Annotated in this window: 18 protein-coding genes and 1 other RNA gene; 3 read left to right on the top strand and 16 right to left on the bottom strand. The window is 57.2% G+C overall.

The window, feature by feature from the left end:
- Nucleotides 1-17 precede the first annotated feature (17 nt).
- Complete coding sequence (gene fusA, locus GXN74_RS00305) at nt 18-2,093, bottom strand: elongation factor G (protein WP_162368914.1); 2,076 nt, start codon at nt 2,091-2,093, stop codon at nt 18-20.
- A gap of 322 nt (nt 2,094-2,415) precedes the next feature.
- Between fusA and aroF the strand changes: the two genes are divergently transcribed.
- The 3 genes from aroF to aroA are packed head-to-tail and all read left to right on the top strand — an operon-like array spanning nt 2,416 to nt 5,844.
- Entirely contained in the window at nt 2,416-3,429 is a 1,014-nt protein-coding gene (aroF, locus tag GXN74_RS00300) for a 3-deoxy-7-phosphoheptulonate synthase (RefSeq protein ID WP_162368913.1), read from the top strand.
- Nucleotides 3,429-4,532 carry a prephenate dehydrogenase/arogenate dehydrogenase family protein gene (locus GXN74_RS00295; protein WP_162368912.1) on the top strand — a complete coding sequence of 368 codons (1,104 nt, stop codon included), beginning with the start codon at nt 3,429-3,431 and terminating at the stop codon, nt 4,530-4,532. The genes aroF and GXN74_RS00295 overlap by 1 nt, the downstream gene beginning before the upstream one ends.
- 25 nt (nt 4,533-4,557) lie before the next feature.
- Nucleotides 4,558-5,844 carry a 3-phosphoshikimate 1-carboxyvinyltransferase gene (gene aroA / locus GXN74_RS00290; RefSeq protein WP_343032775.1) on the top strand — a complete coding sequence of 429 codons (1,287 nt, stop codon included), beginning with the start codon at nt 4,558-4,560 and terminating at the stop codon, nt 5,842-5,844.
- 91 nt (nt 5,845-5,935) lie between these two features.
- On the opposite strand, the gene ssrS is transcribed toward aroA, so the two are convergent.
- The 15 genes from ssrS to GXN74_RS00215 form a co-directional block, all read right to left on the bottom strand.
- A non-coding RNA gene (gene ssrS / locus GXN74_RS00285) (6S RNA) lies at nt 5,936-6,114 on the bottom strand.
- A 59-nt stretch (nt 6,115-6,173) separates the two neighbouring features.
- A complete protein-coding gene (locus GXN74_RS00280; RefSeq protein ID WP_343032779.1) occupies nt 6,174-6,851 on the bottom strand; it encodes an RluA family pseudouridine synthase in 678 nt (225 codons plus the stop codon).
- A 1-nt stretch (nt 6,852) separates the two neighbouring features.
- Nucleotides 6,853-8,520 carry a nucleoside kinase gene (locus GXN74_RS00275; protein WP_162368910.1) on the bottom strand — a complete coding sequence of 556 codons (1,668 nt, stop codon included), beginning with the start codon at nt 8,518-8,520 and terminating at the stop codon, nt 6,853-6,855.
- A 17-nt stretch (nt 8,521-8,537) separates the two neighbouring features.
- The gene (locus tag GXN74_RS00270) at nt 8,538-9,332 is read right to left on the bottom strand and encodes a Nif3-like dinuclear metal center hexameric protein (protein ID WP_162368909.1); all 795 of its coding nucleotides are present in this window, start codon (nt 9,330-9,332) and stop codon (nt 8,538-8,540) included.
- 11 nt (nt 9,333-9,343) lie between these two features.
- Nucleotides 9,344-10,069, bottom strand: coding sequence for a tRNA (adenine(22)-N(1))-methyltransferase (locus GXN74_RS00265; RefSeq protein ID WP_162368908.1), 726 nt, complete (start codon nt 10,067-10,069; stop codon nt 9,344-9,346).
- Between the two features lie 75 nt (nt 10,070-10,144).
- A complete protein-coding gene (rpoD, locus tag GXN74_RS00260) occupies nt 10,145-11,269 on the bottom strand; it encodes an RNA polymerase sigma factor RpoD (RefSeq protein ID WP_425481799.1) in 1,125 nt (374 codons plus the stop codon).
- Between the two features lie 34 nt (nt 11,270-11,303).
- Entirely contained in the window at nt 11,304-13,079 is a 1,776-nt protein-coding gene (gene dnaG / locus GXN74_RS00255) for a DNA primase (RefSeq protein ID WP_162368906.1), read from the bottom strand.
- A 118-nt stretch (nt 13,080-13,197) separates the two neighbouring features.
- Nucleotides 13,198-14,205, bottom strand: coding sequence for a deoxyguanosinetriphosphate triphosphohydrolase (locus tag GXN74_RS00250; RefSeq protein WP_162368905.1), 1,008 nt, complete (start codon nt 14,203-14,205; stop codon nt 13,198-13,200).
- 162 nt (nt 14,206-14,367) lie between these two features.
- Nucleotides 14,368-14,835 (bottom strand): ferritin-like domain-containing protein, encoded by a 468-nt coding sequence (locus tag GXN74_RS00245; protein WP_162368904.1) that lies wholly within the window; start codon nt 14,833-14,835, stop codon nt 14,368-14,370.
- Between the two features lie 10 nt (nt 14,836-14,845).
- On the bottom strand, nt 14,846-15,577 hold the full coding sequence (locus GXN74_RS00240) for a lysophospholipid acyltransferase family protein (protein WP_162368903.1): 732 nt from the start codon (nt 15,575-15,577) through the stop codon (nt 14,846-14,848).
- Between the two features lie 13 nt (nt 15,578-15,590).
- A complete protein-coding gene (locus GXN74_RS00235) occupies nt 15,591-15,977 on the bottom strand; it encodes a hypothetical protein (protein ID WP_162368902.1) in 387 nt (128 codons plus the stop codon).
- On the bottom strand, nt 15,974-16,480 hold the full coding sequence (locus tag GXN74_RS00230) for a type IV pilus modification PilV family protein (protein ID WP_162368901.1): 507 nt from the start codon (nt 16,478-16,480) through the stop codon (nt 15,974-15,976). The genes GXN74_RS00235 and GXN74_RS00230 overlap by 4 nt, the downstream gene beginning before the upstream one ends.
- Complete coding sequence (locus tag GXN74_RS00225; RefSeq protein WP_162368900.1) at nt 16,464-16,991, bottom strand: DUF4860 domain-containing protein; 528 nt, start codon at nt 16,989-16,991, stop codon at nt 16,464-16,466. The genes GXN74_RS00230 and GXN74_RS00225 overlap by 17 nt, the downstream gene beginning before the upstream one ends.
- The gene (locus GXN74_RS00220; protein WP_162368899.1) at nt 16,976-17,317 is read right to left on the bottom strand and encodes a hypothetical protein; all 342 of its coding nucleotides are present in this window, start codon (nt 17,315-17,317) and stop codon (nt 16,976-16,978) included. Before GXN74_RS00220 ends, GXN74_RS00225 begins: the two co-directional genes overlap by 16 nt.
- A gap of 12 nt (nt 17,318-17,329) precedes the next feature.
- Nucleotides 17,330-18,376 carry a type II secretion system F family protein gene (locus GXN74_RS00215; RefSeq protein WP_162368898.1) on the bottom strand — a complete coding sequence of 349 codons (1,047 nt, stop codon included), beginning with the start codon at nt 18,374-18,376 and terminating at the stop codon, nt 17,330-17,332.
- Nucleotides 18,377-18,387 lie beyond the last annotated feature (11 nt).

The following is an 18,387-nucleotide window of genomic DNA, read 5'->3' as shown; positions in this document are numbered from 1 at the left end:
GCCGATATCGGCATCCCTCATTCCTCTTTTGTCCGTTCTGCGATGACCCTTTCCTGCACTTCTTTCGGTGCCTCCTCATACCGCTGGAACTCCATGGAATAGCTTCCCCTTGCTTGGGTCATGGACCGCAGGTCGGTGGAGTAGCCGTACATTTCCCCCATGGGGACTTCCGCCATGATTTCCTGCTTGCCGCCCAACGGATTCATGCCCAGGACCCGGCCCCTGCGCTTGTTCAGGTCGCCGATGATGTCTCCCATGTAATCGTCGGGAACGAGGACCAGGACCTTGGCGATGGGCTCCAGTAGGGTAGGAGATGCCTGGCTGAAAGCCTCCTTGAAGGCGATTTGGGTCGCCAGCTTGAATGCCATTTCCGAGGAGTCCACCGGATGGTAGGACCCGTCCAACAGGGTCGCCTTGATTCCGACCACCGGGTATCCGGCAAGGATCCCCTTCTTCACGGATTCCTGCATCCCCTTCTCCACCGCCGGAAAATAGTTTCTCGGCACGGATCCGCCGAACACCTTCTCTTCGAAGACGAAGGCGGTGTCGTTGTCTCCCAGGGGCTCGAACTCCATCACCACGTCGCCGTATTGCCCATGCCCGCCGGACTGCTTCTTGTGCCTTCCCCTTACCTGCACCTTCTTCCTTATGGTCTCCCTGTAGGGCGTCTTCGGCTTGACCAGGTCGACGCCCACCTTGAACTTGGCTTCCAGCTTGCTGACGATGATTTCCAGATGCTGGCTGCCCACTCCGTAAAGCAGCTCCTGGTGGTTCTCGTTGTCCAGGACCACCTTGATGGTGGGATCCTCTTCCATCAGCCTCTGCAGGCCTGCCGCAATCTTGTCCTCGTCTCCCTTGGTCTTGGGGATCACCGCCTTGTAGGCCAGGGATTCCGGATACTCGACGCCCTCCAGGCGGACCGGCCTCTCCTTGGCGCAAAGGGTGTCTCCCGTCCCCACATTCACCAGTTTGGCGAAAGCTCCGATGTCCCCGGCATGGATGGCGTCCACCTCGATCTGCTCTTTTCCCCGCAGCACATAGATGTGGCTGACTTTCTCCATATTCTCCTTGTTCACGTTGAGCAGCACATCGTCCGTGCGGATGATGCCGGAATAGACCCTGAACAGGGAAAACTTCCCGATGTAGGGGTCCACGATGGTCTTGAAGACCAGGGCGGTCGCCGGGTCCTCCGTGTCGCACTTGACTTCCACGGGTTCCCCTGTGGCGGGGTCTTCCCCGAACACCGAGGTGTGCTCTTCTTTGGGAGCGGGCATGTACTTCACCAGGGCGCTCATCAGCACCTGCACGCCTGTATTGTTCATGCCGGAACCAATCAGGACGGGAACAAGTGTCCTGTCCACCACTCCCTTGTGGATGGCGCTCTGGATTTCCTCCAAGGTGAACTCTTCTCCTGCGAAGTACTTCTCCATGAGGGCCTCGTCCGTTTCTGCCACGGCCTCCAGGATCATCTCCCGGACGGGTCCGATTTCATCGTCCATCCCGTCAGGAACGGGGCAATTTTCCACATGGTCCTTGACGAATCTTCTGCCTTCCATCTTGGGGACATTCACAAACCCCACAAAATGCTCCCCTTCCCTGATGGGAACCTGGAAGGGGGCGATGCTCTTCCCATACAGGTTCCTCAGGTCATCCAGGATCTTCTGCAGGTCGGTCTTGTCGTCATCCATGTCCGTCACAAAAACGATTTTGGGTATCTCCATTTCATCCGCGTATTCGAACGCCTTCTCCGTGCCCACTTCCACGCCGGACTTTCCAGATATCACAATCAAGGCGCTGTCCGCCACACGGACCGCCCCCTTCACGTCGCCTACAAAATCAAAATATCCGGGAGTGTCCAACAGGTTCAATTTCGCATCTTCCCACTCGATGGGAACCAGCGCCGCATTGATGCTGATGCCGCGTTTGACTTCTTCCTTGTCGAAATCGCTGATGGTGCTGCCGTCCTCCACCCGGCCCTGCCGCTTGGTCAGTCCCGCAACATGGGCCATGGCTTCCACCAAGGTTGTCTTTCCACACCCACCGTGGCCCAAAACCGCCACGTTCCGAATTTGCTCTGATGGATAAATCTTCATGCAGTATCCCCCAATCTTTGCCAGTTTATGATCCAATCATGGATTTGCAATGGATAATAAGAATATTCTACCTGACTCCGGACTTTCCTTCACCAATTTTGAGATATTTTCATTTTTTTCATTTTATACGCTTTTTTCTCAGCCATTCATCCATTTTTGGGATTCGCTCTGCATTCGGCGCTCTCTATTCTTTCATTTGTCGTATTTGCGCAAAATATTCCGTCAAATATTTTCACACTTCAACGCGCCATACTATTGACACTCCCGGGCATCCATTGTAAAATGATTGGACTGGACAAAACAAGCAAACGGAGGGAAACCCATGATTATTGTAATGAAACCCAACGCCCCGGAGAAGACCATAGAAAATGTGATTTCCATCGTCGAGGAGAAGGGATTGCAGACACATCTCTCCCGGGGAGAACAAGTTACCATCATCGGCGTGATTGGCGACAAGACCCGCTTGGAAGGCAGCAACATCGACCTTCTGGACGGTGTGGAAAAGGTCACCCACATCACGGAAAGCTACAAGCTGGCCAACAAGAAGTTCCATGCCCAGCCTTCCATCGTGACCGTGGGGAACGCCAGGATCGGCAGCGATGAGCTGGTCTTCATGGCAGGCCCCTGTTCCATTGAAAGCGAAGAGCAGGTGTTCACCGTAGCCCGGGCCCTGAAAGCTTCCGGCGCCCAAATCCTTCGGGGAGGGGCGTTCAAGCCGCGGACTTCCCCCTATGCCTTCCAGGGACTGGAGGAGCAGGGATTGAAGCTCATGGCGGAGGCAGGCAAGGAAACCGGCATGGCCATCGTCAGCGAAGTCACCAGTCTGGCTGCCGTGGAAGCGGCATACCAGCATGTGGACATGTTCCAGATCGGTGCCCGGAACATGCAGAACTTCTATCTTTTGAAGGAAGTCGGAAAAACCGACAAGCCCGTGCTGCTGAAGCGGGGACTTGCAGCCACCATCGACGAATGGCTGAATGCTGCAGAATACATCATGAGCGAGGGCAACCACCAGGTGGTCCTTTGCGAACGCGGCATCCGCACCTTTGAAACCGCCACACGGAACACCCTCGACATCAGTGCGGTGCCTGTGGTCAAATCGAAGAGCCACCTCCCCATCATTGTGGATCCCAGCCATGCCACCGGCATCAAGGACCTGGTGCCTTCCATGTCCAGGGCATCCATAGCCGCGGGCGCCGACGGCCTCATGATCGAAGTCCATCCAACCCCTGCCACCGCCCTGTCGGACGGCGCCCAGTCCCTCACCCCTCAGGAATTCGACCGGCTCTGCAGGGAGCTGCTTCCTTTCGCAAACCTGATGGGCAGGCACTTCTGATGAAGCCGTCGGTGGGGATTGTAGGTCTCGGCTTGATTGGAGGTTCCCTTGCCAAAGCAATGAAGCACTTCCACCTGACCAGCCGCCTGGTTGCCTATGACGGCAGCCGGGAGAGCCTGCTGCAGGCCCGTGCCGAGGGCGTCGTCGATGATTTTCCGCAGGACCCTTCCCAGCTTGCGGACCTTTTCCGCGGACTCGACTATATCTTCCTGTGCTGCCCTGTCCAGGTGAATCTGGAATATTTCAGGCTGTTGCAGGGTTGCACGGACAGGAATACATTGATCACAGATGTGGGAAGCACCAAAGAGGACATCATGGCGGCCGTCCGTTCCATGCGGGCGCAAAGCGCCTTCATCGGCGGCCATCCCATGACAGGCTCGGAAAAGACCGGCTACAAGGCATCGAATCCCCATCTCTTTGAAAACGCCTTTTATCTTCTGACCCCTGCCGGCCTTTCCGATGACCAGCAGCTGCAGGGTCTGCTGGAGCTGCTTTCCTCCATGGGCGCAATCCCCATGGTTGTGGATCCCCAAACCCATGATTTCTTCACGGCGGCCATCAGCCACGTGCCCCATATCCTTGCTTCCGGTCTGGTGAACACCGTCCGTTGCCTGGACGACAGCTCCGGACATATGCATACGTTGGCGGCAGGGGGGTTCAAGGACATCACCCGGATCGCATCCGCGTCCCCTGTCATGTGGCAGCAGATCAGCCTGACCAACCGGTCCAGCATCCTGCAGGTGTTGGACCGGCTGCTGCAGGAGTTGCAGGGTATCCGCCGGTCCCTGGCGGACCTTGACGCGGTCGGCATCTACGACTTTTTCAATCAGGCCAAGCGGTACCGGGATTCGTTTCAGGACAAGGGAGGCCGGCCCCTTGTGCAGACCTATTCCGTCACCGTGGACGTAGTGGACGAGCCCGGCATCATCGCGAAGATCGCTTCGACCTTGAGCACCCATGGCATCAACATCAAGAACATCGGCATCAACAACAACCGGGAAGACGATCCCGGTGTATTGGAAATTGTGTTTTATGACAAGAAAAGTCAGCAGGACAGCGCATCCCTGCTCAGCGGGTTGGAATATCCTGTCTATGTGCTGTAAGACCAATCCCCTTCGGAGGTGACAAGTGAAGACCATCAATCCTATCAGATCCATTCGAGGAATCCTTGCGGTTCCCGGCGACAAATCCATTTCCCACCGTTCCGTGATGTTCGGTTCCCTTGCGAACGGGAAGACCCGCATCCGCGGTTTCCTGAACGGGGCGGACTGCCTTTCCACCATCTCCTGCTTCCACGCCATGGGAATTCCTGTGGAGTTCTCTTCCCCAACGGAACTTACGGTGTTCGGAAAGGGTCTGGGCGGCCTCCAGGCCCCCGGAAAGATGCTGGATGTGGGGAACAGCGGCACAACCATGCGCCTCCTGTCCGGAATCCTTGCGGGACAATCCTTTCCCAGCACCATGACCGGGGACGCTTCCATCCGCAAACGCCCCATGGGCAGGGTCATCGAACCCTTGACCCGTATGGGAGCCAACATCCGGAGCCTCAGCGGCGACAACCTGGCCCCTTTGGCCATCGAACCCGGCGTTCTGCACGGCATCACCTATCATAGCCCTGTAGCCAGCGCCCAGGTGAAGTCCAGCATCCTGCTTGCCGGCCTCTACGCCCAGGGAGCAACGACTGTTGTCGAACCTTACGTATCCCGCAACCATACGGAAATCCTCCTGCGCCAGTTTGGCGCATCCATCGCCCGGGAAGGCGCTGCCGCCACCTTGGTCCCGGGCTCTCCTCTGGAAGGCATCGCCATCGAGGTGCCTGCAGACATCTCCTCCGCGGCCTTCTTCCTGGTTGCCGCCTTGATCGTGCCCCAGGGGGATGTGGTGCTGAAAAATGTGGGCATCAATCCCACCCGGGATGGAATCATCCACGTGCTGAAGCGCATGAACGGCGACATCGAGTTGCTGGATGTCCGGGAAACCAACGGGGAGGCCGTGGCCGACATCCGGGTGCGCAGCAGCCGGTTGACCGGCACGGTGGTCGAAAAAGGGGAGATTCCCCGGCTGATCGACGAGATTCCCGCCATCGCCGTGGCCGCCGCCTTTGCGGAAGGGACGACGACCATCCGGGATGCTGCGGAATTGAAGGTGAAGGAATCCAACCGGATCGACGCCATGGTTGCAGAGCTCGGCAAAATGGGCGCCGACCTTTACGGAACCGAGGATGGGATGGTCATCCATGGAGGAGCTCCCTTGCGTGGAGCATCGGTGGAAAGCCATCACGACCACCGGATCGCCATGTCCTTGGCAGTGGCGGGATTGCGGGCGGACGGCCCGACCACCATCGCCAACAGCGGCTGCATCTCCATCTCCTATCCCGGTTTCTTCGATGACCTGGAAAGGCTGGCCCGTCCCTAGGGTGGGTCTTCCCAGGAACAGGGCAAAAGAGGGGTCCCCATGTCGCCATGGGGACCCCTCTTTTGCAATATTCCATGTATGAACATTTCATATCGTACCCGAAATGCCGGTTCCTGAATTTTGATCCCTAGCGCTAGCTAGGTGGGTGTCCGCAATGCCTATTCTGCCTTCCTCCAGCTTGACGAGGCCTGGCATCCTAAGCACGATTTAGGAGTCCCTTATTACAAATGTAGGTTCAAAATATCAGGGTATCGAGCATCCCAGGAAATAAACACTTTGTGTTTTTCTTTAATTAGATTATACACCCATTTCACATTTATATCAAGACTTTACAAAGGATCTGGGGCGGCAATTTCAAACAGGTCGAAGGGGAATCCCTTGGGTTGGACAGCAAATTCCATCCTCCTCCCGGTTCCGGGATGGATGAACCGGAGACGGCTGGAAAACAAGCCGATCCGAACCCATCCCTTCCAGTCTTGGAACCGGGGATTGTACTTGGTGTCCCCCCATAGGGGAAGGCGCGCGTTTGCCAGCTGCACCCGGATCTGGTGGTGCCTTCCTGATTCCAAGCGGATTTCCAGCAGGGACAGGGGTTCCCCATCCACTTCCCTGGTTTCCAGCAGCCGGTAGTGCAGCACGGCCTCCTTGGCCCCCGGCTTCCCTGCCTCCACCACTTCCGACCTGTTCCCTCTGCCCTTGTGCAGGTGGTCCCTGCAGCTCCCTTGGGAGGCGGCCGCACCGCAAGCCACGGCCAGATATTCCTTTTCCGCCTGGTGTCCGGCGAATTCCTTCGACAAAAGGGCGGCACTCCGCTTGTCCTTTGCAAGGACCATCAACCCCCCCACCGGACGGTCCAGGCGGTGGACCAAAAACATCTCCCCTCCCGTATGGTTCCGTGCCCAGCTTTCCACATCCAAGGCACGGCTGTAATCCTTCTGGGAGGGCATCCCAGGCGGTTTTTCCAGCACCAGCACCTGTCCGTCCTCATAATGGACGGCCACTTCCACTTTACCCAAAAAAGTTTCCTCCAATAAACTCCCGCAGCAGGGATTGCCTGGGAACCGTTTCACTGGTGACCCCCAGGAAATACTCGAAGAACTTCACCAGCCTTTTCGCCTCCAGGTAGGCGGGGGTCCCCCTCGGAACACTGAACAACAGGGGCTCCACATATTGTTTGAGGACCGCCAGCTCATAAATCAGGCTGGAATTGAAGGTCATGTCCGCCTCCATCTGGTAGGGGAAGATGAACTTGTCTTCGCCGCGCCGCACCGAAGGCCACATGGTGATGGTTCTGGATGCGTCGGCCCCCCTGGACCAGCTGTCCCGCACAAGCCTGCGCACCAGCCGCGCATCCGTGGTGGAGATCCGGTTGTGGTTGTCTATGTTCAGGGCCGTCAGGGCGCTGATGTAGATCTTGTACTTGTAGGCGTCGGGAATGGACCGGGAGAGCTTAGGGTTCAGGCAGTGGATGCCTTCCACCACTAGGATGCCGTTCTTCTTCAACTGCACGTTCTTCCCCAGATATTCCCTGCGCCCTGTGATGAAATTGAATTCCGGGATGTCCACCTGTTTCCCATCCATCAGGTCCAGCATGTCCTGGTTGAAGGCTTCCAGGTCGATGGCCTCCAGGGTTTCGAAGTCATAGTTGCCCTCTTCATCCCGGGGGGTCTTCTCCCTGTCCACAAAATAGTTGTCCACGGACACGATATGCGGATGGACCCCATTGGCCCGCAACTGGATGGAGAGCCGGTGGGCGAAGGTCGTCTTCCCGGAAGAGGAGGGGCCTGCGATGAACACCAGCCGCTTGTTCTCCATGCCATGGATGATTTCATCGGCAATCAGTCCGATCTGCTTCTCCATCAGCGCTTCCGCCACCAGGATCATGTCGTTCATCTCCCCGTTGGCGATGATGGAGTTCAGTTCCCCCACATTGTTGATGCCCATGATTTCCCCCCACTGGCTGTTCTTCTTCAAGCTGTTGAACAGGCTCTTGTCCGGATGGAAGGGTGCCACCCTGGTGGGGTCGTTCTTGCTCATGTACTGGAGGATGAACCCCTCGTCGTAGGGATGCAGTTCGTAATGCCAGATGCAGCCTGTGGACGGGGCCATGTAGCCGTACAGGTTGTCGAAGAACCCCTTCAGCTCGTACAGGTTCACATGGGAGGACCTTCGGTATTTGAACAGTTCCGCCTTGTCCATCATGCCCTGGTTCCTGAACACCTCCATGGCCTGGGTGGTTTTCATGATGCTCTTCTTGAACCGGATGTTCGCCCGCACCATTTCGTCCATCTGCATGCGGATCTTCACCAGCATGTCGTTGGTGACTCCCTTGAAAGGTTTGATCACACAATAGAGCCCTTCGTTGATGGCGAAATTGATGACAAGCTGCACGTCGGGGATGCCCTTCAGCACTTCGTTCACCGCCTTTATGAACAGCATGGAAAGGCTGCGCTGGTATGTCCTGTATCCATCCTGGTTGGTCGTGTCCAGGAATTCGATGTCCGCATCTTCCTCCAAAGGGTTGTCCAGCTCTTTCAGCTGGCCGTTCACCAGCGCCAGCACGATCGGGCCTTGGAATTCGCCGGCAAATTCCTCCGCCAGTTCCAGCAGGATGGTTCCCCGGTGCACTTCCTTTTGAACGCCGGACGGGAACCTTGCTTGTACGCTGCTTTTCATAGGGATCTCCTTCGTGGTCAGATCGTTTGGATGGGATTCATTTCGCTTCGGGATACGGCACAGCGGATTTCCGGAAACCTTTTTCCGCACCATCCGGCCATCAGCTCCCGGAAGGCATGCTCTGTTCCGAAATGGGTTGCATCGATGATTCCCCTGCCTTCTTCCACAGCGTCCAGCGCATCGTGGTACTTCAGGTCGCCTGTGATGAATGCGTCCACCTGGGCCTTTTCCACCAGGGGCAAAAGGCCCATGCCGCTTCCCGTGCAGATTCCCACCCGCCGTACGGCCTTTTCCCCATCACCTGCATAACGGACATGGGGAAGCCCTAGAACCGACTTCACCCTCCGCACAAGGTCTGAAAGGGGCAGGGGGTCTTTCAGCTCCCCTGCCACAGCCAATCCGAAGGGACCCTCCCCTTCCTGCATCCCCCCCAGCCCCTGGATTTTGTCCAGTCCCAGAAGTTGGGCCAGATGCACGTTCATTCCCATGCCGGAAACGTCGAAGTTCGTGTGGGCCACCAGGTGGGCCATGGACGCCTCCATCATGGCAAGGATTTTCCTGCCTGCCGGAGTCCTGGTGGTGATATCCTTCACTCCCCGGATGGCAAGAGGATGGTGGGTCACCAGCAGGTCCGCCCCCCAGGCGCCCGCCTCCCGGATCACGTCCAGTGTGGGGTCCAGGGCGAAGAACACCTGCTCCACCGTTTTGCGGGGGTCTCCCAGGAACAGGCCCACATTGTCCCATTCCATCGCCCAACTCTCGTCCGCTTCCTTCCCCAAAGCCTCCATAAAATCCATGACCGTAGTCGCCATACCCTTCCTCCTTATACGGTTGTCCCTCCGTGGAGGAACCGTGACAGCTCCTCCACTTCCTCCTTCAGTTCCTCCGCTTTTCTGGCCGCGCCTGCAGAGCCTGTTTTTCCCAGCATCTCCAGCAGCCTCCTTTTGGCTTCCAGCTGCTGCCGGAGGTATTCCCTGTATTCCTCCGGCAGGGTCTCCAGCAACCGCTTTCCGTACCTGTACTCGAACCTGCTTCTGTAGCTTTCCTTCCCTTTCGTGCAGTGCAGGACCAGGTAGGGTTTTCCCTCCTCCCGCAGAAAGGATTCCTCCCGGATCCTGTAGCCGAGGCCGTGGACCGTCCTGCGGACGGCACCTTCGTCCAGATGGGGGGAAAGGATCAGATGTTCCACATGCTCAAGCAGGTCCCCGCCCTCCAGGAGGATCCTTTCCATCAATTTCCCTCCCATGCCGGCCACAACCACCGTATCGATGGCGGCATACGCATGGGGGTCCTTGGCTTTCAGTGTGCGGAATCCTTCAAGTCCATCGGATAGCAGGACCTCCACCTGCCGTTCCACCCCAAAGGCACGGATGTTGTCCCTTGCCTTTTCCAGCGGCTTCCGGGCGACATCCATGGCGTAGGCCTTGGAGATCCTGCCTTCCAGGACCAGCTGGATGGGGATGTAGCCGTGGTCCGTCCCGATGTCGGCTACAACCGCTCCCACGGGCACGTAGGAGGCGATGTGTTCCAAACGTTTTGATAATTCCATGTCTTCTCCTGTCCAAAAAACCACGGCCTCCAGGAACTCCCTGTCCAGCCGTGGCTTCAACGCCTCCTAGGGCATCTATTCCAAATAGTCCTTCAACTTCCGGCTTCGGCTGGGATGGCGCAACTTGCGCAATGCCTTGGCTTCGATCTGTCGGATCCGCTCCCGTGTCACATTGAACTCCTTGCCCACCTCTTCCAGCGTGCGTGCCCGGCCGTCGTCCAGCCCGAAGCGGAGCCGTAGCACCTTCTGTTCCCTGTCGGTCAGGGTGTCCAACACTTCCACCAGCTGTTCCTTCAGCAAGGTGAACGCGGCAGCTTCCGCAGGCACGGGAACATTCTCGTCCTGGATGAAATCCCCCAGATGGCTGTCCTCCTCCTCCCCGATGGGGGTTTCCAAGGATACCGGTTCCTGGGAAATCTTCAAGATTTCCCTGACCTTTTCCACCGGCATGTCCAGTTCCGCAGCAATCTCTTCGGGCAGGGGGTCCCTGCCCAATTCCTGGAGGAGCTGCCTGGACACGCGGATCAGCTTGTTGATGGTTTCCACCATGTGCACGGGGATCCGGATTGTCCTGGCCTGGTCCGCAATGGCCCTGGTGATGGCTTGGCGGATCCACCAGGTTGCATAGGTGCTGAATTTGTAGCCTTTCCTGTAGTCGAACTTCTCCACTGCTTTGATCAGCCCAAGATTCCCTTCCTGGATCAGGTCGAGGAACAGCATGCCCCTTCCCACGTAACGTTTGGCGATGCTGACCACCAGGCGCAAGTTCGCTTCGGCCAGGCGCTTCTTGGCTGCCTCCTGCCCTTCCTCCATCTGCTTGGCGAGGGTGATCTCCTCTTCCGCTGTCAACAGGGGGACCTTCCCGATTTCCTTCAGGTACATCCTTACCGGGTCATCAATGTTCAACCCTTCTGGAAGGGACAGGTCCAGTTCCACTTCCTCTTCCTCTTCCACTTCCAATTCCAGGTCGATGTCCAGGTCGATGTCCAGATCCAAGTCCAACACGGGCGTTTCCGGCTCGTCGATGGCATTGATCAGGTCGATGCCGTTCCGTTCCAGATACTCATAGATCTTTTCGATCTTTTCCGGCTCCAGCGCCAGGTCCTTGAAGTGCTCCTCCACTTCTTTATACTCCAGGATGTTTTTCTTTTCCTTTGCGTTCTGTACGAGTTCCCTCAATTTGATTTCAAAGCCGATCATATTCTCATCTGCTGCCATTTCGTTCGTCCTTTCTTCATAGGTCCCGCAAGGACAGATGGAAGTTCTGAAGCATCCGCTTCTCTTGGATGGCTTCCATCAGCGCTTGGGGGTCTGCCAGGTTCCTGGCCAGATTGTCCAGATAGGCCCCTTTCAACAACCGGATGCTCTCATTGATCATTTTTTCCAGTTGGATTTGGTTCTCTATGGGAATGGGGTTGTTGAAGACGCCCGCCACCCTGGTTTGGTCCTCCAGCTTCATGAATTTGTCGATCACCGCGGAAGGTACGATTTCCAGCCCTTCCCCGTCTAGACCGTATACCGTCACTGCCACTTGATGGAGCAACGCATCCGTAAAATGAAAGGGCGAAACATGCTCCTTGATGACTGCGAACAATTTCTCATGGTTCACCATAAAGGACAGGAGATTCTTTTGCGCCTTGACCAAAGCATCCTCGTTTTCCCCGTCCATGGGCTTCTTCCTTGCTCTGGAAGGCGGTTCCGGACGGACCAGCCCCCCCTGGTTTCCCAGCTCGTTCACCAGGCTCCCGAGGGTATGCTCCCGAATCCCGTACTCTTTGGCGACGGCTGCGATGTAGTTGTCCCGTTCATGTCCGTCCTCCATCATCAGAATCTTCCGGGCAACTTCCCTGGTGAATTGGGTCTTGTAGGCCGGATCCTCCAGGTCGGTCCTTGCGGCCATGGTGCGGACCTCGAACATGAATCCCGGCAGGGCCTTGCCCAAAACTTCCCCGAACGCTTCCGGCCCCCTGGCTTGGATCAGTTCGTCCGGATCCTTGGCCCCTTCCATGGTTGCCACCCGGACCGAGAGTCCCGCTTCCTTGAGCACCGGGAAGGCCCGCAGGGCCGCCTGTATTCCGGCTTCGTCCGTATCGTAGGCGATGACCACCTCGTCGGAATAGCGCTTGATGAGGGCCGCCTGCCCTTTCGTGAGGGCGGTTCCCAAAGAAGCCACCGCATTGCCGTATCCGGCCTGATGGAGGGAAATCACATCCAGATATCCTTCCACCAGAAGGATGGAACCGCCCCTGGACGTCCTCGCCAGGTTCATGCCGTACAGGTTCCTGCTCTTGTCGAAAATTTTTGTCTCCGGTGAATTCAAATACTTGGGACCTCCGTCCCCCAGCACACGTCCCCCGAATCCTACAATCCTGTTCTGCACGTCCAGGATGGGAAACATCAGACGGTTGAAGAACCTGTCGTAATGGCTGCCTTTCTTTCCTTTGTCTTCCATCGCCAGTCCCGCATCCAGCAGCACCTGAATCGGAATCCCTTTGCTTTGCATGAACTGCAGCAGGTCGTCCCTGTAAAAATTGGCGTACCCCAGGCCGAACTTCTTCCTATATTCTTCGCCGATCTTCCGGTTCTCCAGATAGGCAAGGGCTGTCTTCCCCTGGCCTTGGGTCAGCTGGTAGTAGAAGTAGCGGGCAGCCAGCCGGTTGGCCTCGTAGAGCTGCTGCTTGTATCCTATTTCCTTCTTCATTTCCTCCGAAACCTCCGGTTCCGGAAGCTCCAGGTGGACCCTGTCCGCCAGGCTCTTCACCGCTTCCACGAAGGAGTAATTCTCGTAGGCCATGAGGAAGGTGTATACATTCCCTCCCGCACCGCACCCGAAACAATAATACATCTGCTTGTCCTTGGATACGGAGAAGGAGGGGGTCTTCTCATGATGGAAAGGACACAGGCCGAAGTGGGAGCTTCCCTTGGGGGTGAGCTTCACATATTGGGAAATGACATCCACGATGTCATTCCGCACCCGCACCTCTTCGATAATCTCGTCTGGAAAATACATGACCACTGCTCCTCCTCCGAAAGACGGACGACTGTTCCTTTACGGTTTCCGCATCCTGGACCCCTTGCCCTTTTGATGCGCACTGTATGAATAATTCGACATAAAGCTCGGATATCCTCTAAACTTCCTTCCAATTTGCGGGAACAAATATCTCGTAGAACTTCCGCACGGCATACCTGTCCGTCATCCCTGCGATGTAATCCGCCACCACACGGTCTTCCTCATCCCCCTCGTCCATCATCTCCAGATACTCCACCGGCAGCAGGTGGGTGTTCTCCTTGAAGTACAGGTAGAGCTGTGTCAGCAGGTTTTTGGCCTTGTCCTCATGCTCCTTGGCCTTGGACTCCATGTACACGTTCTCGAACATGAATTTGCGGGTCTCGCGCATGGCTTCCTCCATTTCCTTTCCCATCAGGATATCGTCCTTCCCTGCGCTGTGCCGCACGATGTCGTGGATCATGCTGCTGATCCTCTTGCTGGAGGTGCTTCCCAGGATTTCGATGTATGGACGGGGCAAGTCCTCCGCCGCGAGGATCCTTCCCCGGACCGCATCGTCGATGTCGTGGTTGATGTAGGCGATCTTGTCCGAGACCCGTACGATTTTCCCTTCCAAGGTGGTCGGCATCCCCTTGGAAGGATGGTTCAGGATGCCGTCCTTCACCTCGAAGGTCAGGTTCAGTCCCTTTCCCTTGTTCTCCAGCCGCTCCACCACCCGCAGGCTCTGTTCGTAGTGTTTGAAGCCCTGGGGGCAGATCTTGTCCAAGGCGTACTCTCCCGCATGTCCGAAAGGCGTGTGTCCCAGGTCATGCCCCAGCGCGATCGCCTCCGTCAGGTCTTCGTTCAGCTGCAGGGCACGGGCAATGGTCCTGGAGATCTGGGAGACCTCCAGGGTATGGGTCAGCCTGGTCCTGTAGTGGTCCCCCTCGGGGGATATGAACACCTGCGTCTTATGCTTCAACCTCCTGAAGGCTTTGGAATGGAGGATCCTGTCCCGGTCCCTCTGGAATACGGGGCGGATGTCGCATTCCGGCTCCTCCACCTCCCTTCCCTTGGAGTTCCTGCTCAACGCCGCATACGGGCTTAGATACTCTGCCTCAAAAGCTTCCTGATGTTCCCTGAGATTCATGGCTTTCCTCCTCTTCTTGTGGTCGATGACCGCACCCCCGGGCCCTAATTCTTTCATTACTCATAATATACGACTTTTTTCAGAAATTTCCTTTTTTCCAACAAAAAACAAGCATCCGGCATCTCTGCCAAACGCTTGTCCATCTGCCGCACTTCCTACAACCTATTCCTGGTAGTTGTCGTACAGTTCCTTTAGCCTTTCCATATGGGAGACCTCCTCTTTGATCATCCGTCCCAACACGTCCTTCGCATCCCCTTGGATGTACTTCATCAAATTCTTGTAGTAGTCCACGGTGGCTTTCTCTGTTTCCACACCGACCAAAAGGGCTCCCTTTACTGTGCTGACCACCTTGGGCTCCCGGCTGAAGGCCTCGCTTTTCGCAAAGGAATGGAAATACTCCTTGACATTCTCGTCGAACAGGTACTCCTCGGATTCCTGCCCTTTTTTCATTTCATCATACATCTTCTGGAAGATGTGCACATGCCGCTTCTCGTCGTCCGCAAGCCCCAGCAGGATTTCCTTCAGTTCGCCTGTCGTCTTTTTCGCATAGTCGGTGTAAAACTTCACACCTTCCTCTTCCATGCTGATGGCCAGGGTGATCAGTTCCAGTTCTGAAAAATTCGTCTCCATGATAAGCACCTCACTCTTGTTTGTCGTTTTTATTGTCTAGAGGGCCTTTGACGATGTCAAATACCCGCTCTACCAAGGATTCTTTTTCTTCTGCGGTCATCCCCCCCACAAGCAGGGGCGGATGGATGGTGACGCGCACATGGGCTTTTTGGATCCTGCCCTTTTCTTCCAGAAGCCGGTAGGTTCCGTCGATGGTGACCGGTACCACAGGCACTCCTGACTTGACCGCCAACTTAAGGCTCCCCTTCTTGAAGGTCCCCATTTCGGGCCCCTTGCTTCGGGTCCCTTCCGGGAAGACCACCAGGCTCCTCCCTGCCTTCAGCTTGCCGATGCCCAGCTGGATTGCCGCCAGGGACTGCCGCAGGTTCTGCCTGTCCAGGAAAATGCAGTCCAGCGCTTCCATCCACCGGTTCACCACAGGCAGTTTCTTCAGTTCCACCTTGGCCACGAACCCCTTCAGTTTGGGCACATATCCCAGCAGCAAGGGGATGTCGAAATTGCTTTGGTGGTTGGAGACAAACAGGACGTTCCCTACCGGAAGCCGTTCCGTCCCCTCCACTTCCACAGTGGACCCTGTCATGCCAACCATCAGCCTGGCCCAGATGCGTGTGAAGGGATAGAGGAAGGCATCCTTCCTTTCCTGATCCCCCGACTTCTTCAGAATACTATTATAATACAGCAAAAACGGCAGGGTAACAAGCTGAAAAATCCAAAATCCGATGAACCAGCCGATTGTTTTCATCCTCACACACTCCTTAAAAATCCGGGTTTTCGTATTCGATTCCGCCTTCATAGTCCCAAGGCTCCTGCATGACCTGCCAACGGACCAGCCTGTATCCGCCTTCTTCCCAGTTGGCCTCCACCTCCAGTCGCCGGCCGGAACGTTCTTGGGAAAAGGCTTCCAGCAGGATCCTTCCGTCTCCGCCGGGGTCCCCCATGGCTTCCGCCTCGAACAGCAGGCGTTCCCCCTCCAATTCCAACTCCCCCAGTTCCTCCAGATGGGCCCTGTTCTTTTCCGCCAGCACCAATCCCGCCTTGGCTGTGGTCAAAGCGGATACGCCCAGCAGCAGCACCACCACCAGCAGCAGCACCACCAGAACCGACGTGGCGCCCCTTTCTTCCTGCAAGAGCTTCCGCTTCATCCGTCCACCTCCCCCGGCAGGGTCTCCACCTGCCTCCGATGCCCGGCGACCAGCCGGACCAAAGTTGTCCCGGTTTCCTTCTCCACCTTGCAGGTCCAGCGGTAGAGCCCCTTGAACCTTCCTGGAACAGCTGGATCCTTCCGGCTCTCCTCCAGGCTTTCCTCAAAAACCAGCCTGTAGGTCCAAGGGGATCCATCCGCCAGTGGCCTGAAGTCCCCATCCAGCAGAAGGTGGAAACGCGCTCCTTGCGGATTCCCATCCATAGGGAGCATGCTGCCATACGGATGGGGAAGGTCTTCTGGAGCCATGCGTCCCGCGGCTTTTGCCGATTCCAACAGGCCGGAGGCCAGCACGGTCGCCTGGTCCAGCTCCCTTGCCCTTCCGTTCACCTCCTGCGCCTTCAGGAACAGCTGCAGGAAAAACACGGACAACAGGGAAAGCACGGCAATGGAGACCACGACCTCCACCAGGGTGAACCCGGAGATTCTATCGGATGGATCCATATGCCGCACCTCCCTGCAAATCCGCCCCCCGCACCGCCATGTATCTGGGAAGCCCATAGGGCTCCATTCCGTCGGTCACCCATGCCTTCAGCAAACCCGGAGCCTTCGGCTCCTGCTCCAATACGAGTCCCGGGAGGCTGATGACTTTTTGGCTGGACTCCCGGTCAGGCGTCCCCTCCACTTCCGTATAGCATTCCCAAAGGATTCCCTCTTCGAAGAAGATATGGGTGGCATAGCCCTCTTCCGCTCCCCCATGGATCAGGACCAGGCTTCCGGTGTCCCCCATCCCTTCCTTTTGGAAGCGCAGCAGGCCTTCCCCGTCGTTCTGCCGGACCTTGCCGGCCAGATAGGAAAGCGCCGTCCTCGCCTTGTCCTGGGCCAGACGTACTTCCATGATCCGGTCGTAGCTTTCCCTTCCTTCCCAAATCAGAACAACCGCGGCGGTCATGAATACCGTCACCAGCGCCATGACCAGAAGGGATTCCAGGGACAGGTTCAATTTTCTCCCCATGGCGGCCTCCTTTCCCCTTTTTCAATCACGATCACCTCCGGCAGGATGTTGGAAGCAAAGGCGCTGTAATAGTAGAAGTACCGGTCTTCATCCAGGACCAGGCCATACTCTTTTGCCAGATGGGCCAGGTCCGGGGGGTAGGCCCCTTCCAGTGCGTAGCACTGCACCGCATACTGCCGGATGGTCTCTTCCATCTCCGCTGTCCTTTCCTTTCCTGCCTGTTCCCTGTACGACCCCAAGGCCCCCATGGTCCAGCATAGGATCAGGACCAGGAACACAAGCCCCGTCCATGCCGCATGGATGCGGCTTCCTCTCTTTTTTCCCATGTCCCCTCCTGCCTAGATGGCGTTCATGATCCGGACCACCGGCAAGACGACCGAAAGCAGGATCAGGCCCACGATGATCGCCAGCACCAGGATCAGCGACGGCTCCAGCACGTTCACCAGCCTGTCCAGGTCCGCATCCGTCTGTTTGTCCATCTCCCGGGCCGCCTTGTCCAGCATCCTGTCCAGGTGCCCTGTGGCGTGGGCGGTACCCAGGAGACGGTTCAGGATGGCGGGAAAGAAAGCCATGTCCCCCAGGACCTTTTCCACCGGCTCCCCGTCTCCGGCCCTGGCCGCAGCCTGCTCCATCAGACCCGAAAACACTTTTCCGGGGAAGACGGCAGCCATCATCCGGAATGCGGTGGCCGGTGCGGTTCCACCGCTCATCAGCAAGGACATGGTCCTGGCGAAGGTGGCTGTCAGGACCGTGCGCCGCACCTTGCCGTAGAAGGGGATTCCGTAGGACCAGCGCTCCAGCGCCAAAGATCCACTTTCCGTCCTGCCCCAGAGGTACAGGACTCCCAGAACCACCAGCAGGAGCATGGCCAGAACCCCTCCCCTGTTCTGGAGGAAAAGGCCCGTACGGAGAAGCCCCCGGGTGAGGGCCGGCATTTCCGCGCCCAGGGAGCGCAGGATCTCCTCGAAGACAGGGAGGATCTTCACGACAAGGAGGAGCACCACCAGTCCCATCATCAGCGTCAGGAGGAGGGGGTAGGTCAGCGCCGCCCGGACCTTCCTGGCCGTTTCCATTTCCGTCTCATACACCTGGGCCAGCCTGTCCAACAGGCTGGTCAGGTTTCCCGTCTTTTCACCCAGGTCCACCATGTTGGCAAAGAAGGGGGTCAACCGCTCCTCCTGCCTCTTGAAGGCCTCTCCCAGGGACAGGCCCTCGCCCACGTCCCGGACGGCTTCCCCCAGAAGCTTCTCCACCTGGCCGGGGCCTGCGCCTTCGCGCACCAACTCCAGACCCTCCACCAGGGAAAGGTCCGCATCCACCACTAGGGCAAGCTGTCTTGCCAGCAGCACCCTTTCTTCCATCGGTATGGACATCTTTCCTGCCATCCTGCAACCCT

The organism is Anaerotalea alkaliphila (genome assembly GCF_010179735.1).
GTDB classification, from domain to species: Bacteria; Bacillota; Clostridia; order Lachnospirales; family Vallitaleaceae; genus Anaerotalea; species Anaerotalea alkaliphila.
The sequence above is the reverse complement of the archived record's forward strand: the minus strand, read 5'-3'. Positions and strand labels throughout refer to the sequence as shown.